Origin of the sequence: Streptomyces sp. WMMC1477 (assembly GCF_027460245.1) — a bacterium.
In the GTDB taxonomy this organism is placed as follows: Bacteria; Actinomycetota; Actinomycetes; order Streptomycetales; family Streptomycetaceae; genus Streptomyces.
This window is the reverse complement of sequence record NZ_JAPZBD010000003.1, coordinates 3,714,607-3,729,066: the sequence shown is the minus strand read 5'-3', so window position 1 is coordinate 3,729,066 and position 14,460 is coordinate 3,714,607. Positions and strand designations below refer to the sequence as shown.

Here is a 14,460-nt window from a genome sequence, read left to right as displayed (position 1 = left end):
GCCGGAATCGCCCCTGAATGGCGCTCTCTTTGCATCCCTTGATGCTGTCGTGTACATGAGCTTGGCTGCTGTTCGCGCCCCCACGGCGCATCCCCCACGACACGGCAGTGAAGGACATTCACATGGCAGTGACGCGCAGGAAGCTCACCCTCGGCATCTCCGCGGCCGTCGCCGCGGCGACCGTCGGTACCGGACTCATCGCCCTCCCGGCCAACGCCGGCCCCGCCGAAGGGACGGTCGTCGGGGCGAACTCCGCCCTCGCCGTCGAGGGCAGCTACATCGTGACCCTGAAGGACACCGGCGTCTCGGCGGCCTCGCAGGGCGGCGAGGACGTCGTCGAGAAGCACGGCGGCAAGGTCGAGGAGACCTTCACCCACGCACTCAACGGCTACTCCGCCACCTCGCTGTCGGCGCAGGAGGCGCGCCGGCTCGCCGCCGACCCCGCCGTCGACAAGGTGTACGCCAACCAGACGCACACCATCTCCGCCGAGCAGCCCGACCCGCCCAACTGGGGGCTGGACCGCATCGACCAGCCCGGACTCCCCCTCGACCAGAGCTACACCTACCCGGACGGCGGCGGCGAGGGCGTCACCGCGTACGTCATCGACACCGGCGTCATGGTGGAGCACGAGGACTTCGGCGGCCGCGCCGAGGACGGCTACGACGCCGTCGAGGAGGACGACGTCGCCCAGGACGGCAACGGCCACGGCACCCACGTCGCCAGCACCATCGCCGGTGAGGCGCACGGCGTGGCGAAGAACGCCAAGGTCGTCGGCGTCCGCGTGCTGGACGACAACGGCTCCGGTACGACCGCCCAGGTCGTCGCGGGGATCGAGTGGGTCGCCGAGAACGCCTCCGGCCCCTCGGTGGCCAACATGTCGCTCGGCGGCGGCGTCGACCCGGTCCTCGACGAGGCCGTCAGGAACGCCATAGCCGCCGGCGTGACCTTCGCCGTCGCGGCCGGGAACGAGAGCCAGGACGCGACCAACGTGTCCCCGGCCCGCGTGGAGGAGGCCATCACCGTCGGCGCCACCGACGAAGCCGACGGCATGGCGAGCTTCTCCAACTACGGCACCCCGCTCGACGTCTTCGCCCCCGGCGTGGACATCACCGCCGCCTGGAACGACGGCTCGACCAAGACCATCTCCGGTACCTCGATGGCCACCCCGCACGTCGCGGGCGTCGCCGCCCTGTACCTGGCGGACAACGGCGAGGCCACCCCGGAGCAGGTCTCCCAGGCACTCACGGACGCGGCCTCCCCCGACGTCGTCGGCAACCCGGGCGAGGGCTCCCCGAACCTCCTGCTGAACCTCGTCAAGTAGGCCCCGCACTCTCGCACGGCCACGACGGCCGGTCCGGCGCCTCCCCAGGCCGGGCCGGCCGTCCCGGCGGTTCCGGGGCTGTACGACATGGAGGGGACGCCCCGGCAGGAAGCGGTGGCACAGTTGCCGACACGACATACGAGGAGGCAGCTGTGCCCATCCCTGTCCACGAGGCCCACGAGGCCCACGAGGCCCACGAGGCCCACGACAACCTGCACGCACTGATCCAACAGGTCAACGACGACCGCTCACCGGTGCTTATCACGTCCCGCAACGGAAATGCCGTCCTCATCTCGGAGGAGGACTACGCATCCTGGCAGGAGACGATGTACCTGATGCGATCACCCGCGAACGCCCGTCGCCTGGTCGAGTCCATCGCCGAGGCCGAGGGCCGCGTTTGAGCCGAGCCGAGGCCGACGAGGCCAGCGCCCTCGCGCTCAGGGAGCGTCGGCCCCGCCCCGGCCGCGGGTGAGCTGGTCGAGGGCGTCGGTGAGCCAGACGATCCAGAACGTCTCCAGCCCGATGCCGCCCTTGAGGACGACGTGCCGCAGCCGGTCCGGCTCGGTGTCCCGCTCCGGCGGGAAGTCGCGCTTCTCGATCTCCAGGTACTCGGCCAACTGCCGCTCGTGCAGCTCCAGATGACGGCGCAGCTCGGCCTCCAGGCCCGCGCTCCCGACGACGGCCGCCGCCCGCATCCGCAACAGCAGCGGGTCCCGGACGGTCTTCGGGTCCTCGACGCGGGCCACCCACTCCGCCAGCTCCTCCCGCCCCGTCGGCAGGACCTCCCACTCCTTGCGCTGCCCGCGCGTCGGCACCTCCGCCGGCAGTGCCCGGATGAACCCGGCCTTCTCCAGCTTGCCCAGCTCGCGGTAGATCTGCTGATGCGTCGCGGACCAGAAGTAGCCGATCGACTTGTCGAAGCGCCGCGTCAGCTCCAGCCCCGACGACGGCTTCTCCAGCAGGGCGGTGAGGATCGCGTGGGGCAGGGACATGTCGGCATCCTAAGGAACGGCCCGGCCCCGGACCGCCGTGGTCCGGGGCCGGGCGTCGTCGTGCTGGGGGGCGCTGTCGGTCCAGCCGGGGTCGGCTCAGAGGGCCGCCGCCAGCTCGGTGCCCTGCCGGATCGCCCGCTTGGCGTCCAGCTCGGCGGCCACGTCCGCGCCGCCGATCAGGTGCACGGTGTGCCCGGCCGCCGCCAGCTCCTCGTGCAGCTCGCGCCGCGGCTCCTGCCCGGTGCACAGGACGACGGTGTCCACCGGGATGACGTCGGCGTTGCCGTCCACGGTGACGTGCAGCCCCTCGTCGTCGATCCGCTCGTACGTCGCGCCCTTGACCATCGTCACGCCGCGGTGCTTGAGCTCGGTGCGGTGGATCCAGCCCGTCGTCTTGCCCAGCCCGGCGCCGACCTTGCTCGTCTTGCGCTGGAGCAGGTGCACGGTGCGCGGCGGCTTCGCGCGCTCCGGCGCGCGCAGCCCGCCTCGCTCGGCGTACTCCATGTCCACACCCCACGTGCGGGCGAACGTCTCCGGGTCGACGCTCGCGCCCTCGCCGCCGTCCGTCAGGAACTCGGCGACGTCGAACCCGATGCCGCCCGCGCCGACGATCGCCACGCGCTCGCCCACCGGCGCCCCGTCGCGCAGCACGTCCAGGTAGCTGACGACGCTCGGGTGGTCCACGCCCGGGATCTCGGGGGTGCGCGGGGTGACGCCGGTCGCGACGACGACCTCGTCGAACCCGGCCGCGTCCGCCGCCGTGAACGGCGTCTTCAGCCGGACGTCGACACCGCGCAGGTCGAGCTGGGTGCGGAAGTAGCGCAGCGTCTCGCCGAACTCCTCCTTGCCCGGGATGCGCTTGGCGATGTTGAGCTGGCCGCCGATCTCCTCCGACGCCTCGAACAGCGTGACGGCGTGCCCGCGCTCCGCCGCCGAGACGGCGAACGCCAGCCCGGCCGGCCCGGCCCCGACCACGGCGAGGCTCTTGCGCCGCCGCGTCGGCTCCAGCACCAGCTCCGTCTCGTGGCAGGCCCGCGGGTTCACCAGGCAGGAGGTGATCTGGAGGCTGAACACGTGGTCCAGGCAGGCCTGGTTGCAGCCGATGCAGGTGTTGATCGTCTCCGGGCGGCCCTCGGCGGCCTTGGCCACGAACTCGGCGTCGGCGAGGAACGGGCGCGCCATGGACACCATGTCGGCGAACCCGTCGGCCAGCACCTCCTCCGCCGTCTCCGGGGTGTTGATGCGGTTCACCGCCACCAGCGGGACGGACACCTCGCCCATCAGCTTCTTCGTCACCCACGCGTAGGCGGCGCGCGGCACCGAGGTGACGATCGTCGGGATGCGGGCCTCGTGCCAGCCGATGCCGGTGTTGATGATCGTCGCCCCGGCCGCCTCGATCTCCTTGGCCAGCGCCACGACCTCCTCCAGCGTCGAGCCGCCGGGCACGAGGTCGAGCATGGAGAGCCGGTAGATCAGGATGAACTCCGGACCGACCCGCTCCCGGACCCGGCGCACGATCTCCACCGGGAAGCGCATGCGGTTCTCCGGCGAGCCGCCCCAGCGGTCGGTGCGCTGGTTCGTCGCCGGGGCGATGAACTCGTTGATCAGGTAGCCCTCGGAGCCCATGATCTCGACCCCGTCGTAGCCCGCCCGCCGGGCCAGCTCGGCGGCGCGGGCGAAGTCGTCGATCGTCTGCTCGATCTCGTCGTCCGTCATGGCGTGCGGGACGTGGAAGCTGATCGGCGCCTGGAGCGCGCTCGGCGCCACCAGGTTCTCGTGGTGCGCGTACCGGCCGAAGTGCAGGATCTGCATCGCGATCCTGCCGCCCTCACGGTGCACGGCGTCCGTGACCACCCGGTGCCGCTCGGCCTCCGCCTCCGTGGTGAGCGCGGCCCCGCCGTCCCACGGCCGCCCGGCCTCGTTCGGCGCGATGCCACCGGTGACGATCAGCCCGACCCCGCCCCGGGCGCGCTCGGCGTAGAACGCCGCCATGCGCTCGAACCCGTTCTCGGCCTCCTCCAGGCCGACGTGCATGGAGCCCATGAGCACGCGGTTGGGCAGGCTGGTGAACCCCAGGTCCAGCGGTTTGAGCAGATGCGGATACCGACTCACGGCACACTCCCTCACCTCGACGGAGCCCCGATTATGCAACAAGGTGCACAACGCGCTGCACCCCTGCCCGGCATGACCTGGGCCACAGCCCGCCCGGCGGGTCGCCGCCGTCAAGCCCCCGACCGGGACGGCAGGCCAGTCGGAGCCTTTCGGAGACCTGATCCGCGAGGCACCGGGCCGTACACTGGCCGGTATGACCGTTCGCGAGGAAGCGCACCGCCTGCTGGACGTGCTGCCGGAGGAGCGGCTGCTGGACGCCATAGAGCTGCTGCGCGAGTGGGCCGAGGTGGAGCGAGGTGACCGCCCGCGTCGGCGCTTCCGCACGGCAGCTTCCTTCGACGGCGACCCAGACCTCGGCGTGCGCGCCAAGGACATCGTGCGTGAGTCGTGGGACGGGCAGGAGCGGCCCGACGCGTGATCGTGATCGACACCGGCCCCGTAGTTGCCGCGGCCAACCGCAAGGACGACCACCACGCCGACTGCCTGCACCTGCTCGAGAACCACCCCGGTCCGCTACTGCTGCCATCGCCACTCGTGGCGGAGATCGGCTACATGCTCTCCAGCCGTGCCGGAGCGAAGGCTGAGGCCGACTTCCTGCGCGATGTCGCCGACGGTGCGTACGACCTGGTCCCCGTCACCTCTACCGAAGCCTCGCGGGCCGCCGAGCTGGTGGAACAGTACGCGAATCTCCCCCTGGGCACGGCCGACGCCTTCGTGGTGGCAGTCGCCGAAAAGTTCCGGGCGGTCAACATCGCGACGTTGGACCGCCGCCACTTCAGCATCGTGCGGCCCACCCACGTACCGGCCTTCACCTTGTTGCCGTAGCCATCGTCACTCACGGCCGCCAGGACCGTAGGCCCCCTGCAGCAGTGGCGTGCGTCGAGCCACAAGCCCGCCGCCGCCCATGAGATCTACGGGAAATGACTCTCCGGCGCAGCGCTTCACGCCGGCACTCCTCTCTGGCGGTGTGTCTTCAGGTGGCGCGCGAAGTGGTCGGCCACGACGGGGAGCCAGTCGGCCCGCGCGTTACCGAGCAGGTGATCTCCGTGCGGGACGGACAGAAAGGACCCGTGCGGCGCCAGACGCGCCAAGGGCTCGCCGTTCGTCACACCGGGGATGACGTCCGCTCCCCCGTCCACGACCAGCAGCGGGGCCGCGATGCGCGGCGCGAGGGCGCTGAGGTCCACCTCGCGGGCGAAGGCGCGGGCCGCGTCCGCCCCCTTGGCCCGCCGGGCCATGAGCTCCCTGACCGGAGGCGGCAGTTGCTCCCAGTCGACGCGGAAGAGACCGCTGACGACGGCCGCCACGTCCACCCGGGGCTCCACCGCCGCGGCACGGGCGGCGAAGTACCCGCCCAGGCTGAGCCCGACGAGCCCGAGCGGCCCGGTGCGCTCGGGCCCGAGGGCGTCGATCACCCGGCCCACGACCCGCTCGTACCGCGGCGTGAGCGCCGTCTCGGCCGCGAGCGAGCCCTGCCCGGGGCCGTCCATCGCGAAGACCGCCAGGCCCCGGCTCAGCAGCGCGGACGCCAGGTCGAGGAACTCCTCCTTGGCCGAGTCCAGCCCGGGCACGATGATCACGGTGGCCGGAGCGTCGGCGGGGCCGCGCAGCCAGCCCGTGAACCCGTCACCGCTCACCCGCCGCGCGCCCGGCTCCAGGACGTCCAGCGCCCTGCCCAGGGCCCGGTCCGCCTCGGCCGCGCCCTGGGGCGTCTCGGCGTCCGGCGCGAGCGTGGAGAGGTGGAACCACCGCGCCGCCATCAGCAGGTGCTCCCCCGCCGACACGGCCGACCCCGCCCGTTCCGCACGCTCCAGATACTCCCGCCCGGTGCGCCGCAAAGACGGCCCCCAGTCGCCGACGGAACCCACGCCGTCGGTGACGCGCCGGTACTCGTGCGGATCGACTCCCGCCCCGGTGGAGCGCGTCCACTGCGCGGCGACGAACTCGGTGACGCTCATGGTGAACCTCCAGTCAGGAGAACGGCCTTCCCACGGATGCGGCGCTCCCGCAGGTCGACGAGCGTTTCGGCGGTCTGCGACCAGTCGGCGACCCGGCCGATCTCCGGATGCAGGCGCCCCCGCTCCACGAGCCGCACCAACGCCGCCAGATCCGCCGCGTACGGTGCGCCCGCGTAGTGGAAGTGCCGGATCGTGACGCCCTCGGGGCCGCCCAGGAGCCGGAAGAAGTCCAGGCTCACCGGCGTCCGGCTGGCCTGCCCGAACCAGACGAGCAGGCCGCCGGGGCGCACCTGCGTCAGGGCGGTCGCCAGGTCGGGGCCGCCCGTGGACTCCAGCACGACGTCGAACGGCCCCCGGGCCTCCGCGACCTCGTGGACGACCGTGGCCCCCAGCTCCGCGAGCCGCTCACCGCGCTCCGGAGTCGCCGTCACGGCGGTCAGCTCGGCCCCGCCCGCCACCGCCAGCTCGGTGACGTAGTGGCCGACGCCGCCCGAAGCGCCCGTGAGCAGCACCCGCACGCCGGCCGTCGAACCGGCCGCGCGCAGCAGCCGCAGCGCGGTGATCCCGGCCAGCGGAAGCGCCGCCGCCCGCACGCTGTCGACGCCGTCCGGAAGCACGGCGAGCGAGTGCGTCGGCACGGCCACGTACTCAGCCCAGCCGCCCCGCGCCGGATGCCCGACCACCCGGGTGCCGATGCCGGGCCCGGAGCCGTCGGCCGCCGCCTGCACCACGAGCCCCGCCACGTCCTTGCCCGGCAGCAGCCCCGGCTCCGGGCGCTCCAGCAGGAACGTCTCGCCCCGGTTCAGCGCGAACGCCTCGACCTTGACCAGCGCCTCACCCTCCTCGGGCACGGGCTGGGGTACCTCCGCGAAGGCGACGGGCCGCGCCGCGTCCCCGGTGGGAATCAGTCTGTGCATACCGAGGATGCAACCGCCGACACCGCACCAAGATCCAACAACTCCCACACTCCATCGACAACTTCCGGTTGTCGCCTACGGTGAGGGCCATGGATCTCGACATGGCGCAGGTCCGTGCCTTCGTCCACACCGCCGACGAACTGCACTTCGGCCGGGCCGCGAGCTCGCTCGCCATCTCCCAGCAGGCCCTGTCCAAGCGCATCGCCCGCCTCGAAACCCTGCTCGGCACCGCGCTCTTCGAGCGTGGCCGCAACGGCGCCCGCCTCACCGAAGCCGGACATCGCTTCCTCGCCCCAGCCCGCCAGACCCTCACCGCCGCCGACGCGGCCGTGGCCGCGGCCCTCGGCAAGGACCGCCCCCTCCGCGTCGACGTCTGGGGCCACCTCTACGGCCCCATGCGGACGATGGCCCAGCTCGCCGGGCCAACCGGAGACCTGGTCCTGGGGCACGGCCGCGACCTGCCCTCCGTGACGGCGGCCCTCCTGAACGGCGAGATCGACGCGGCCTTCGGCCGCGTCCACCCACCCCTGCCGTCCGGGCTGACACACCGTCTCGTCCGCCTCGAACCGGTCGACGCCGTACTCAACGCCGGACACCCGCTCGCGGACGAACCGTCCCTCACCCCCCACCAGCTCGCCGACAGCGTCCTGCTCACCCCCGGCGCCCTCGACCGCCTCGACTTCCTCCGCCAGTTCACCGACCACTTCGGCATCCGGAACCGGGCCACCAGCGTCAACCTCGGTCTCACCCACTTCCTCGAAGCCCTCGCCGACACCCCCGACGGCTTCACCCTCCTCCCCGCCGACCTCCACCTGCCGACCCTCCCGAACGCCCCCACCCCGCGCTCCGTCCCCCTCCTCAACCCGACACCCCTGTACGCCTGGTCACTGCTCTGGCGCACTGGTGACGGCCACCCCGGCCTGACCACCCTCACCGCCGCCTGCGCCGCCCAAGCCGCCCGCAACCGCTGGCTCGAGTACACCCCCTCCCACGACTGGCTCCCAGGCGACGCCTTCGACGGGCAGGAGTAGGCGAACGTCCTCCCCACCCGGCACGACAGAACCACGACGTGAACATCCAAACCGGTTACTCGGAAGACCGGCTCTGCGATGCTGGGGACTGGTCGAGAGGGGCATCAGCGATGCAGTGGAAGGTCCACGGGGAACGTCCGATCTATGAGAACCGCTGGGTCAATCTGTGGTTGACCGACGTGGAGCAGCCAGACGGGCGCCGGTGGGAGTACCACGTCGTCAAACTCCGGCACTTGGCGGTGGCCACCGTGATCAACGACCGCCAGGAGGTCTTGATGATGTGGCGCCACCGCTTCATCACGGACGCCTGGGCCTGGGAACTTCCCATGGGCCTCGTCGAGGACGGCGAATCGCCGGCAGATGCCGCTGCCCGCGAGGTTCTGGAGGAGACCGGCTGGCGACCCGGGCCGATGAAGCCGCTGGTCTACGCCGAGCCGGCGAACGGGATCACGGACTCCCAGCATCACCTGTTCCGCGCGGACGAGGCGACCTACGTCGGGCCGCCGACGGAGAAGAACGAGTCCGACCGCATCGAGTGGATTCCGCTGGCAGAGATCCGGAGCATGATCGACCGTCGCGAGATCGTGAGCAGTGGAACCCTCGTCGGCCTCCTGTACGCACTCATGGACGAGGGGATCCGCTGACCTGACCGGGGAGGAGATCCCGTAGCCGCGACTCGAAAGACAGGACGACAGGTTCCCGTCGGTACGGTGCCAGCTCCTCGAAGAACTCCCGAAGGTGGCTCGTTACGCGTAATGAGGCCACCGACGAAGCAGGCTGCAACGCATCCGTCGCCGTGAGACATGCCTGTTCCAGCTCGCCGAGGCGGAGCTGCGTACGGGCGAGCCAGAAGGCGTGGAACGCGCGGCCCCGCTGGTTCGAGTGGCTCTCCCGCTGCAAAGCCACGGCGATGAGCGGTTCGGCCTTCGCTGCTTCACCCAGCCGACTGTGGGCGATGCCGGTATCGACGAGGAGCTTGGTCTCATCGAAGTAGGTCACCCATGCCGGATCACGATCGCCGCTGTGCACCCGTCCGAACTGTCGACGAGCGCCGGGAACGGCTGTTCTGGTCCGGCCGTACCGACCGCATCACCGAATTCAGCCCCAAGCTGCCGCTGCTGCTCGTGGTGATCGACGAGGTGGCGAACTACACCCGGCACCCCGACCGCAAGGCCCGCGAACGCTTCGAGGCCGAGTTGCTGGCCATCGCCAGCCAGGGCGCCAAGTTCGGCATCCGGCTGTGGCTCCTCACCCAGAAACCCTCCGCCGACGTGCTCACCACCGCCGTACGCAACAACCTGTCCGCCCGGATCTGCCACCGCGTCGACACCGTCGAGGACTTCCTGCACCTCTTCCCCGACGGCCGGGAACTGGACATCACAGCCGCCGACCGCACCATGCCCCAAGGCGTGTCCATCGCCTCCGTCGGCGACATGCGCACCCCCGTCCGGCTGCGCTCGGTCTACCTGCCCACCGAAGCCTGCTGGCAGATCAACGACCTGATGTGCGCCGAAGGGCTCAAGGTGCGCGACCTGCCCAACCACATCGACCTGGACAAGGCCGCGTGACCGCCGCCTCCTGGTCCTACTTCGCAGTGATCCCCGGCAAGGGCGTGTAGTCGCCAAACCCTCGCCCCTGCCGGGGCCTCCCTCCCCATCCATCCACGGCACACGCGTGTGCCGCAGCGCAGAGAGGTCCCGCCAGCATGCCACCGCACCACCCCACCACCACAATCCCCCACCCCGAACCGGCCGCACCCGCGCTACCCACGTTCACCGGGTACCGCGACCTGCTCGGCCTGGTACGGCAACTGTCCTCGCTCGGCGGCTGCGCCCAGCCGATCCGGCTCGAAGGCCAGCGCACCGAGATCGACGCCTTCACCGGCGAGATCCTGCGCGAGCTGAAGTCCAAGGAGCTACCCGCCGGGCACCTCCTGGTGCGCTGCGGCAACCGCCGCACTACCCGCTGCCCCTCCTGCGCCGAGCTCTACCGCCAGGACACCTACCACCTCATCGCCGTCGGCCTGCGCGGCGGCAAGAACATCCCCGACCAGGTCTCCACCCACCCCCGCGTCTTCGCCACCCTCACCGCACCCTCATACGGGCCGGTCCACGGCCGACGCGTGGGCGGCTCCGCCCGCTGCCGCTGCGGACGCACCCACGCCCAGGGCGACCCGCTCCTCGGCACCGCGCTTGACCCGGAGCGGTACGACTACACCGGCGCCGTGCTGTGGAACGCCCACGCCCCCGCTCTGTGGGCCCGCTTCATGCTCCACCTGCGCCGCACCATCGCCGCAGCGGCCGGACTCCCGCAGCGTCTGCTCTCCAAGGTCGTCCGGGTCTCGTACGCCAAGGTCGCCGAGTACCAGCAGCGCGGACTGATCCACTTCCACGCCGTGATCCGCCTCGACGGCCCCGCAGGCCCCCACACCCCGCCACCCGCCTGGGCCACCCCCGAACTCCTCGCCGATGCCATCCGGATCGCGGCCACGTGCGCGCACATCGACGGACCGGAGGTCAACGGCCGCGCCCGCTCCTTCGGCTTCGGTGAGCAGATCGACATCAGGATCATCCGGTCCTCCGCCTTCCGGGCCGGGACCACGATCACCGAGGGCAAGGTCGCCGGATACGTCGCCAAGTACGCCACCAAGGGCACCGAAGCCGCGACCGGCACCCTCGACCACCGGCTGAAGAGGATCACCGACCTCTGGTTCGAGTCCGTGCCCGAGCACGCCGCCCGGATGATCCGCACCGCCTGGGCCCTCGGCGCCCGCGACGACCTCAAGCACCTGAACCTGCGCAAGTGGGCCCACATGCTCGGCTTCCGCGGCCACTTCTCCACCAAGACCCGCGCCTACTCCACCACCCTCGGCGCCCTCCGAGCCACCCGCGCTGCATGGCACCGACGCCACACCCCTCCAATCTCCCCGACCACCCTCGTCCTCGCCCACTGGGCCTACGACGGCACCGGTCTCACCCCCGACCTCGAACGCCTCGCCGCACTCATCGGCGGCGGCCCGACACGCGAACAGGTGGTGGCGACTCGTGCGTGACGACGAACTCCTCACCGTCCCCGAGGCGATGGCCCGCCTCAAGATCGGCCGCTCCGCCCTCTACGACCTCCTGCGCACCCGCCGCCTGGCCTCGCTGACCATCGGTCGCGCCCGCCGCATCCCCGCCCACGCCCTGGACGACTACGTCCAGCGCCATCTGGAAGAAGTCGCCCGATGACCGTCCCCAAGCGCAGGAAGGCCCGCGCCAACGGCGAAGGCACCATCTATCAGCGCAAGGACGGCCGCTGGGAAGCCGCCGGCTACGTCCTCGCCGCCGACGGCAGACGAAAGCGTGTCCGTGTCTACGGCACCACCCGGAGGAACGCGGCTGACAAGCTCGCCGAGAAGATCGCCGATAGCAACCGCGGGCTGCCGGTCGCCACCGCTGACAGCACGCTTGGTGACTACCTGACGTACTGGCTCGGCAGTGTCGCGGTCCACCGGCTCCGCGAGAACACCCACACCCGATACGCCGCCTGCGTCCGCCTCCACCTCATCCCCGGCCTCGGCACCAAGAAGATCGCAAGGCTCACCGCCAAGGACGTCCGCACCTTCCTCGACCGGCTCCGCACCACCTGCCAGTGCTGTGCCCAGGGGCTGGACGTCGAACGGAAGAAGTGCTGTGCGGTCGGCGAGTGCTGCCAGAAGCAGTTGTCCGCTTTGACCGTGACGTACGTGCACTCGGTGCTCAAGTCGGCACTGGAACACGCCGTTCGCGAGGACGAGCTGCCCCGAAACGTCGCCCGCAACGTCAAGACCACCACGCACCAGCCCAGGCGCTTCCGTCCGCTCACCGCGGCAGAGGCCCGTCAGTTCCTCGACGCAGCCCGCGCCGACCGGCTTCATGGGCTGTACGAACTCGCACTACGTACTGGACTCCGGAAAGGTGAACTCCTCGGCCTCCGGTGGGAGGACCTCGACCTCAACGCCGGAACGGCCAGCATCCGACGCTCACTCCAGCGCACCCGCACCAGCGGCCTCACCCATCTGCCCACCAAGACCCGGGCATCTGAACGCCGCATCGCCCTCCCCACCGAATGCCTCCACTCCCTCAAGGAGCACAAGGAGCGGCAGGACAAGGAGCGCGAGACCGCAGGGTCAGCCTGGCAGGACAGCGGCCTCGCCTTCACCACGCCGACCGGCGGGCCTCTCGACCCGGCCAACCTCACCCGCCGCTTCCGCAGCTTCCTCGACCGGGCCGGACTCCGCCGCATCCGCTTCCACGACCTCCGCCACTCGACCGCCACCCTGCTCCTGGAACAGGGTGTCGACCTCGTCGTCATCAAGGAGCTGCTGGGCCACGCCCACATCGGCGTCACCGCCGGCGTCTACGCCCACGTCCGACTCCGCCTCCAACGCCAAGCCATCGACACCCTGGGCGACGCACTCGGCCTTACCGACAACGACCCCGACGATCCGCCCGCCGCAGCCGTCGTCCGCTGACGTTGCCGTCAGCGTTGCCGTCAAACACCCCAGAAGCCCCGCCGGATCCCGGCGGGGCTTCCCATTCGCGCCCGGAAGTAGATCCGATCAGACTCTATGACATGACTATTCGATCCACCTCTGGGAGCGAAGTCGGGGGTTCATCGCCATACCAGGCGTATTCAAGGCCGGACAACATGCCCGTTTCAGTCCAGAGAATGATTTCGCCAATAAGCTCACCCCCTTCGTCAATAACCGTGCAAGTTACCGGCACAACCCCATCCGAGATAGGAGCAGGAGGCGCGTCATTCGTGACTCGCAAGTCAACACTTGCAGAATTGGATCCCCACAGGGCCACCACCCGAACCCAATCAAGCTGATGGCGGAGCTCTGCCGCTCCAGGGAAGTCCAGTTGCAGAATCTGCTCCGCTACTGCCCGCTCCTTACTGGTCAGCGGGCGCGGTTCAACGGGAACCTGCATCTACTTGCCTCCAGGGAACTTATCGGGGTTGAACGCCGTGCCGATTCTCGGAACGCCGTTTACAACAGCTCCTCGAATAGTCACGTTCTCACCATCAATGACTCGACCCACTTCAAATCGCCCCGCTGTCGGAAGGTCGCTTACATCTCCCAGACTGTCCACGATACGTCGCATTGCCTGCTCGCGGCCGCCAGAACGAGCGACTAGGTCAGCGAAGCCATGCTTCTCCGGGTCGATAACATGCTCCAGCTTTGCTGGCGTACTCGCCGACTTGTAGGTCTCGTCCAGGATTTTCGGACAGAGTCCACCCGAATTGTGCACGAGGACCGGAGTCTGTCCCGCCAGCACATAGTACGTGTGCTACGCAGCACCCCTCTACCTGCTTTTTCGCTGGTCAGCGTGGGTTTTGCGTTCCGCTGGCATCCGTGGTTGTGCGTGGAAATCCGTGGGTGTTGCCGTCGCTACTGCCGTCAGGGGCGCGGGCGGCGGGCCCTTCACTGCCATGTGCCGGGTTCGGCGCGGAGGGTGGCGCGGGTGGTGCGGTGGTAGAAGTCGTGGCCGGTCTGGGCGCAGTGCTCGGCGATCCAGCGCGTCAGCTCCTCCTCGGCGTGAAGTTCGCCGGAGGTGGCGCCGCAGTCGTGGTCTTCTCCGGTGACGCAGATGGCCTCGAAGGTGGGCAGGGTCATCGGGTCCACCACGGCGGTCACGTGGTACTCGCGGAAGCGGTAGCGCCTACGGACCGGGGTGCCGGTGGTTGCGGAGTCAGACATGCTCGGCCGCTTCCTCCTGCGGGTCCGGGATGCGCTGTCCTCGCGATTCGGCCACCCGGAGCGCGTCCGTCAGGGCCTCGGCCAGTCGGCTGGCCAGCCAGCGGTACTCGGTGGCCGACAGTGCCCGCGCGCCGCGGGCCAGAGCTTCGCGGGCGTGCTCAAGCAGTTCCTCGCCCATGCCGAGTTGGACGGCTTCGATGCTGTCAGCGAGTGTGGACAGGTAGCCCCTGCCGTCGGTGCTGAGGTAGCAGGGGTTCCCGTCGGGGGTGGTCCAGGGAAGTAAGCGGGGGCCGGCCACGCCCGTCGCAGCGTCGTACAACTCCCTGCGTCGCATACGGTCCGCGTCGCTCCTGGAACTGCTCACCGTGCACTCCTGGCTTGGGTCGCTGATAGGGCACGGCGA

Annotated in this window: 16 protein-coding genes and 1 pseudogene; 10 read left to right on the top strand and 7 right to left on the bottom strand. The window is 70.4% G+C overall.

Features of this window, described 5'->3' with window-relative positions; genetic code table 11:
- Positions 1-122: 122 nt before the first annotated feature.
- Both O7609_RS16725 and O7609_RS16720 read left to right on the top strand, forming a co-directional pair.
- Positions 123-1,322, top strand: a complete 1,200-nt coding sequence (locus O7609_RS16725; protein ID WP_269736176.1) for a S8 family peptidase — start codon at positions 123-125, stop codon at positions 1,320-1,322.
- Between the two features lie 158 nt (positions 1,323-1,480).
- The gene (locus O7609_RS16720) at positions 1,481-1,723 is read left to right on the top strand and encodes a type II toxin-antitoxin system Phd/YefM family antitoxin (protein WP_269744369.1); all 243 of its coding nucleotides are present in this window, start codon (positions 1,481-1,483) and stop codon (positions 1,721-1,723) included.
- A gap of 36 nt (positions 1,724-1,759) precedes the next feature.
- On the opposite strand, the gene O7609_RS16715 is transcribed toward O7609_RS16720, so the two are convergent.
- Together O7609_RS16715 and O7609_RS16710 are read right to left on the bottom strand one after the other, a co-directional pair.
- Complete coding sequence (locus O7609_RS16715) at positions 1,760-2,314, bottom strand: PadR family transcriptional regulator (protein WP_269743818.1); 555 nt, start codon at positions 2,312-2,314, stop codon at positions 1,760-1,762.
- Between the two features lie 96 nt (positions 2,315-2,410).
- Positions 2,411-4,426, bottom strand: coding sequence for an NADPH-dependent 2,4-dienoyl-CoA reductase (locus O7609_RS16710; protein WP_269743817.1), 2,016 nt, complete (start codon positions 4,424-4,426; stop codon positions 2,411-2,413).
- Between the two features lie 193 nt (positions 4,427-4,619).
- Here O7609_RS16710 and O7609_RS16705 point away from each other — a divergent pair, with 193 nt between their 5' ends.
- Both O7609_RS16705 and O7609_RS16700 read left to right on the top strand, forming a co-directional pair.
- Positions 4,620-4,844, top strand: a complete 225-nt coding sequence (locus O7609_RS16705; protein ID WP_269743816.1) for a hypothetical protein — start codon at positions 4,620-4,622, stop codon at positions 4,842-4,844.
- Positions 4,841-5,251 (top strand): type II toxin-antitoxin system VapC family toxin, encoded by a 411-nt coding sequence (locus O7609_RS16700; RefSeq protein WP_269736180.1) that lies wholly within the window; start codon positions 4,841-4,843, stop codon positions 5,249-5,251. Before O7609_RS16705 ends, O7609_RS16700 begins: the two co-directional genes overlap by 4 nt.
- 116 nt (positions 5,252-5,367) lie before the next feature.
- On the opposite strand, the gene O7609_RS16695 is transcribed toward O7609_RS16700, so the two are convergent.
- Both O7609_RS16695 and O7609_RS16690 read right to left on the bottom strand, forming a co-directional pair.
- Entirely contained in the window at positions 5,368-6,384 is a 1,017-nt protein-coding gene (locus O7609_RS16695; RefSeq protein ID WP_269743815.1) for an alpha/beta hydrolase family protein, read from the bottom strand.
- On the bottom strand, positions 6,381-7,301 hold the full coding sequence (locus O7609_RS16690; protein WP_269743814.1) for a zinc-binding dehydrogenase: 921 nt from the start codon (positions 7,299-7,301) through the stop codon (positions 6,381-6,383). The genes O7609_RS16695 and O7609_RS16690 overlap by 4 nt, the downstream gene beginning before the upstream one ends.
- Before the next feature lie 89 nt (positions 7,302-7,390).
- Here O7609_RS16690 and O7609_RS16685 point away from each other — a divergent pair, with 89 nt between their 5' ends.
- Complete coding sequence (locus O7609_RS16685; protein WP_269736183.1) at positions 7,391-8,332, top strand: LysR family transcriptional regulator; 942 nt, start codon at positions 7,391-7,393, stop codon at positions 8,330-8,332.
- A gap of 110 nt (positions 8,333-8,442) precedes the next feature.
- A complete protein-coding gene (locus O7609_RS16680) occupies positions 8,443-8,976 on the top strand; it encodes an NUDIX hydrolase (RefSeq protein WP_269736184.1) in 534 nt (177 codons plus the stop codon).
- Here the strand turns inward: O7609_RS16680 and O7609_RS16675 are convergent.
- Positions 8,954-9,418, bottom strand: a pseudogene (locus tag O7609_RS16675) (hypothetical protein); the annotation flags it as partial. The gene O7609_RS16680 and the pseudogene O7609_RS16675 sit on opposite strands and share 23 nt — an antisense overlap.
- Here O7609_RS16675 and O7609_RS16670 point away from each other — a divergent pair.
- The 4 genes from O7609_RS16670 (at position 9,334) to O7609_RS16655 (ending at position 12,827) form a co-directional block, all read left to right on the top strand.
- Positions 9,334-9,900: a hypothetical protein gene (locus O7609_RS16670; RefSeq protein ID WP_269736185.1), complete on the top strand. Its 567-nt coding sequence runs from the start codon at positions 9,334-9,336 to the stop codon at positions 9,898-9,900. The pseudogene O7609_RS16675 and the gene O7609_RS16670 sit on opposite strands and share 85 nt — an antisense overlap.
- A gap of 137 nt (positions 9,901-10,037) precedes the next feature.
- Complete coding sequence (locus O7609_RS16665; RefSeq protein WP_269736186.1) at positions 10,038-11,384, top strand: replication initiator; 1,347 nt, start codon at positions 10,038-10,040, stop codon at positions 11,382-11,384.
- The gene (locus tag O7609_RS16660; RefSeq protein ID WP_128839800.1) at positions 11,377-11,562 is read left to right on the top strand and encodes a helix-turn-helix domain-containing protein; all 186 of its coding nucleotides are present in this window, start codon (positions 11,377-11,379) and stop codon (positions 11,560-11,562) included. Before O7609_RS16665 ends, O7609_RS16660 begins: the two co-directional genes overlap by 8 nt.
- The gene (locus O7609_RS16655; RefSeq protein ID WP_269736187.1) at positions 11,559-12,827 is read left to right on the top strand and encodes a tyrosine-type recombinase/integrase; all 1,269 of its coding nucleotides are present in this window, start codon (positions 11,559-11,561) and stop codon (positions 12,825-12,827) included. Before O7609_RS16660 ends, O7609_RS16655 begins: the two co-directional genes overlap by 4 nt.
- 954 nt (positions 12,828-13,781) lie before the next feature.
- On the opposite strand, the gene O7609_RS16650 is transcribed toward O7609_RS16655, so the two are convergent.
- Both O7609_RS16650 and O7609_RS16645 read right to left on the bottom strand, forming a co-directional pair.
- Positions 13,782-14,057, bottom strand: a complete 276-nt coding sequence (locus tag O7609_RS16650; RefSeq protein ID WP_269743813.1) for a DUF7848 domain-containing protein — start codon at positions 14,055-14,057, stop codon at positions 13,782-13,784.
- Positions 14,050-14,421 carry a hypothetical protein gene (locus O7609_RS16645; RefSeq protein WP_269743812.1) on the bottom strand — a complete coding sequence of 124 codons (372 nt, stop codon included), beginning with the start codon at positions 14,419-14,421 and terminating at the stop codon, positions 14,050-14,052. The genes O7609_RS16650 and O7609_RS16645 overlap by 8 nt, the downstream gene beginning before the upstream one ends.
- Positions 14,422-14,460: the final 39 nt, after the last annotated feature.

Coding starts and splice junctions, on each gene's coding strand:
- O7609_RS16650 (WP_269743813.1), bottom strand. CDS start 14,057: ATGTCTGACTCCGCAACCACCGGCACCCCGGTCCGTAGGCGCTACCGC.
- O7609_RS16725 (WP_269736176.1), top strand. CDS start 123: ATGGCAGTGACGCGCAGGAAGCTCACCCTCGGCATCTCCGCGGCCGTC.
- O7609_RS16680 (WP_269736184.1), top strand. CDS start 8,443: ATGCAGTGGAAGGTCCACGGGGAACGTCCGATCTATGAGAACCGCTGG.
- O7609_RS16705 (WP_269743816.1), top strand. CDS start 4,620: ATGACCGTTCGCGAGGAAGCGCACCGCCTGCTGGACGTGCTGCCGGAG.
- O7609_RS16670 (WP_269736185.1), top strand. CDS start 9,334: ATGCCGGATCACGATCGCCGCTGTGCACCCGTCCGAACTGTCGACGAG.
- O7609_RS16665 (WP_269736186.1), top strand. CDS start 10,038: ATGCCACCGCACCACCCCACCACCACAATCCCCCACCCCGAACCGGCC.
- O7609_RS16715 (WP_269743818.1), bottom strand. CDS start 2,314: ATGTCCCTGCCCCACGCGATCCTCACCGCCCTGCTGGAGAAGCCGTCG.
- O7609_RS16695 (WP_269743815.1), bottom strand. CDS start 6,384: ATGAGCGTCACCGAGTTCGTCGCCGCGCAGTGGACGCGCTCCACCGGG.
- O7609_RS16655 (WP_269736187.1), top strand. CDS start 11,559: ATGACCGTCCCCAAGCGCAGGAAGGCCCGCGCCAACGGCGAAGGCACC.
- O7609_RS16690 (WP_269743814.1), bottom strand. CDS start 7,301: ATGCACAGACTGATTCCCACCGGGGACGCGGCGCGGCCCGTCGCCTTC.
- O7609_RS16685 (WP_269736183.1), top strand. CDS start 7,391: ATGGATCTCGACATGGCGCAGGTCCGTGCCTTCGTCCACACCGCCGAC.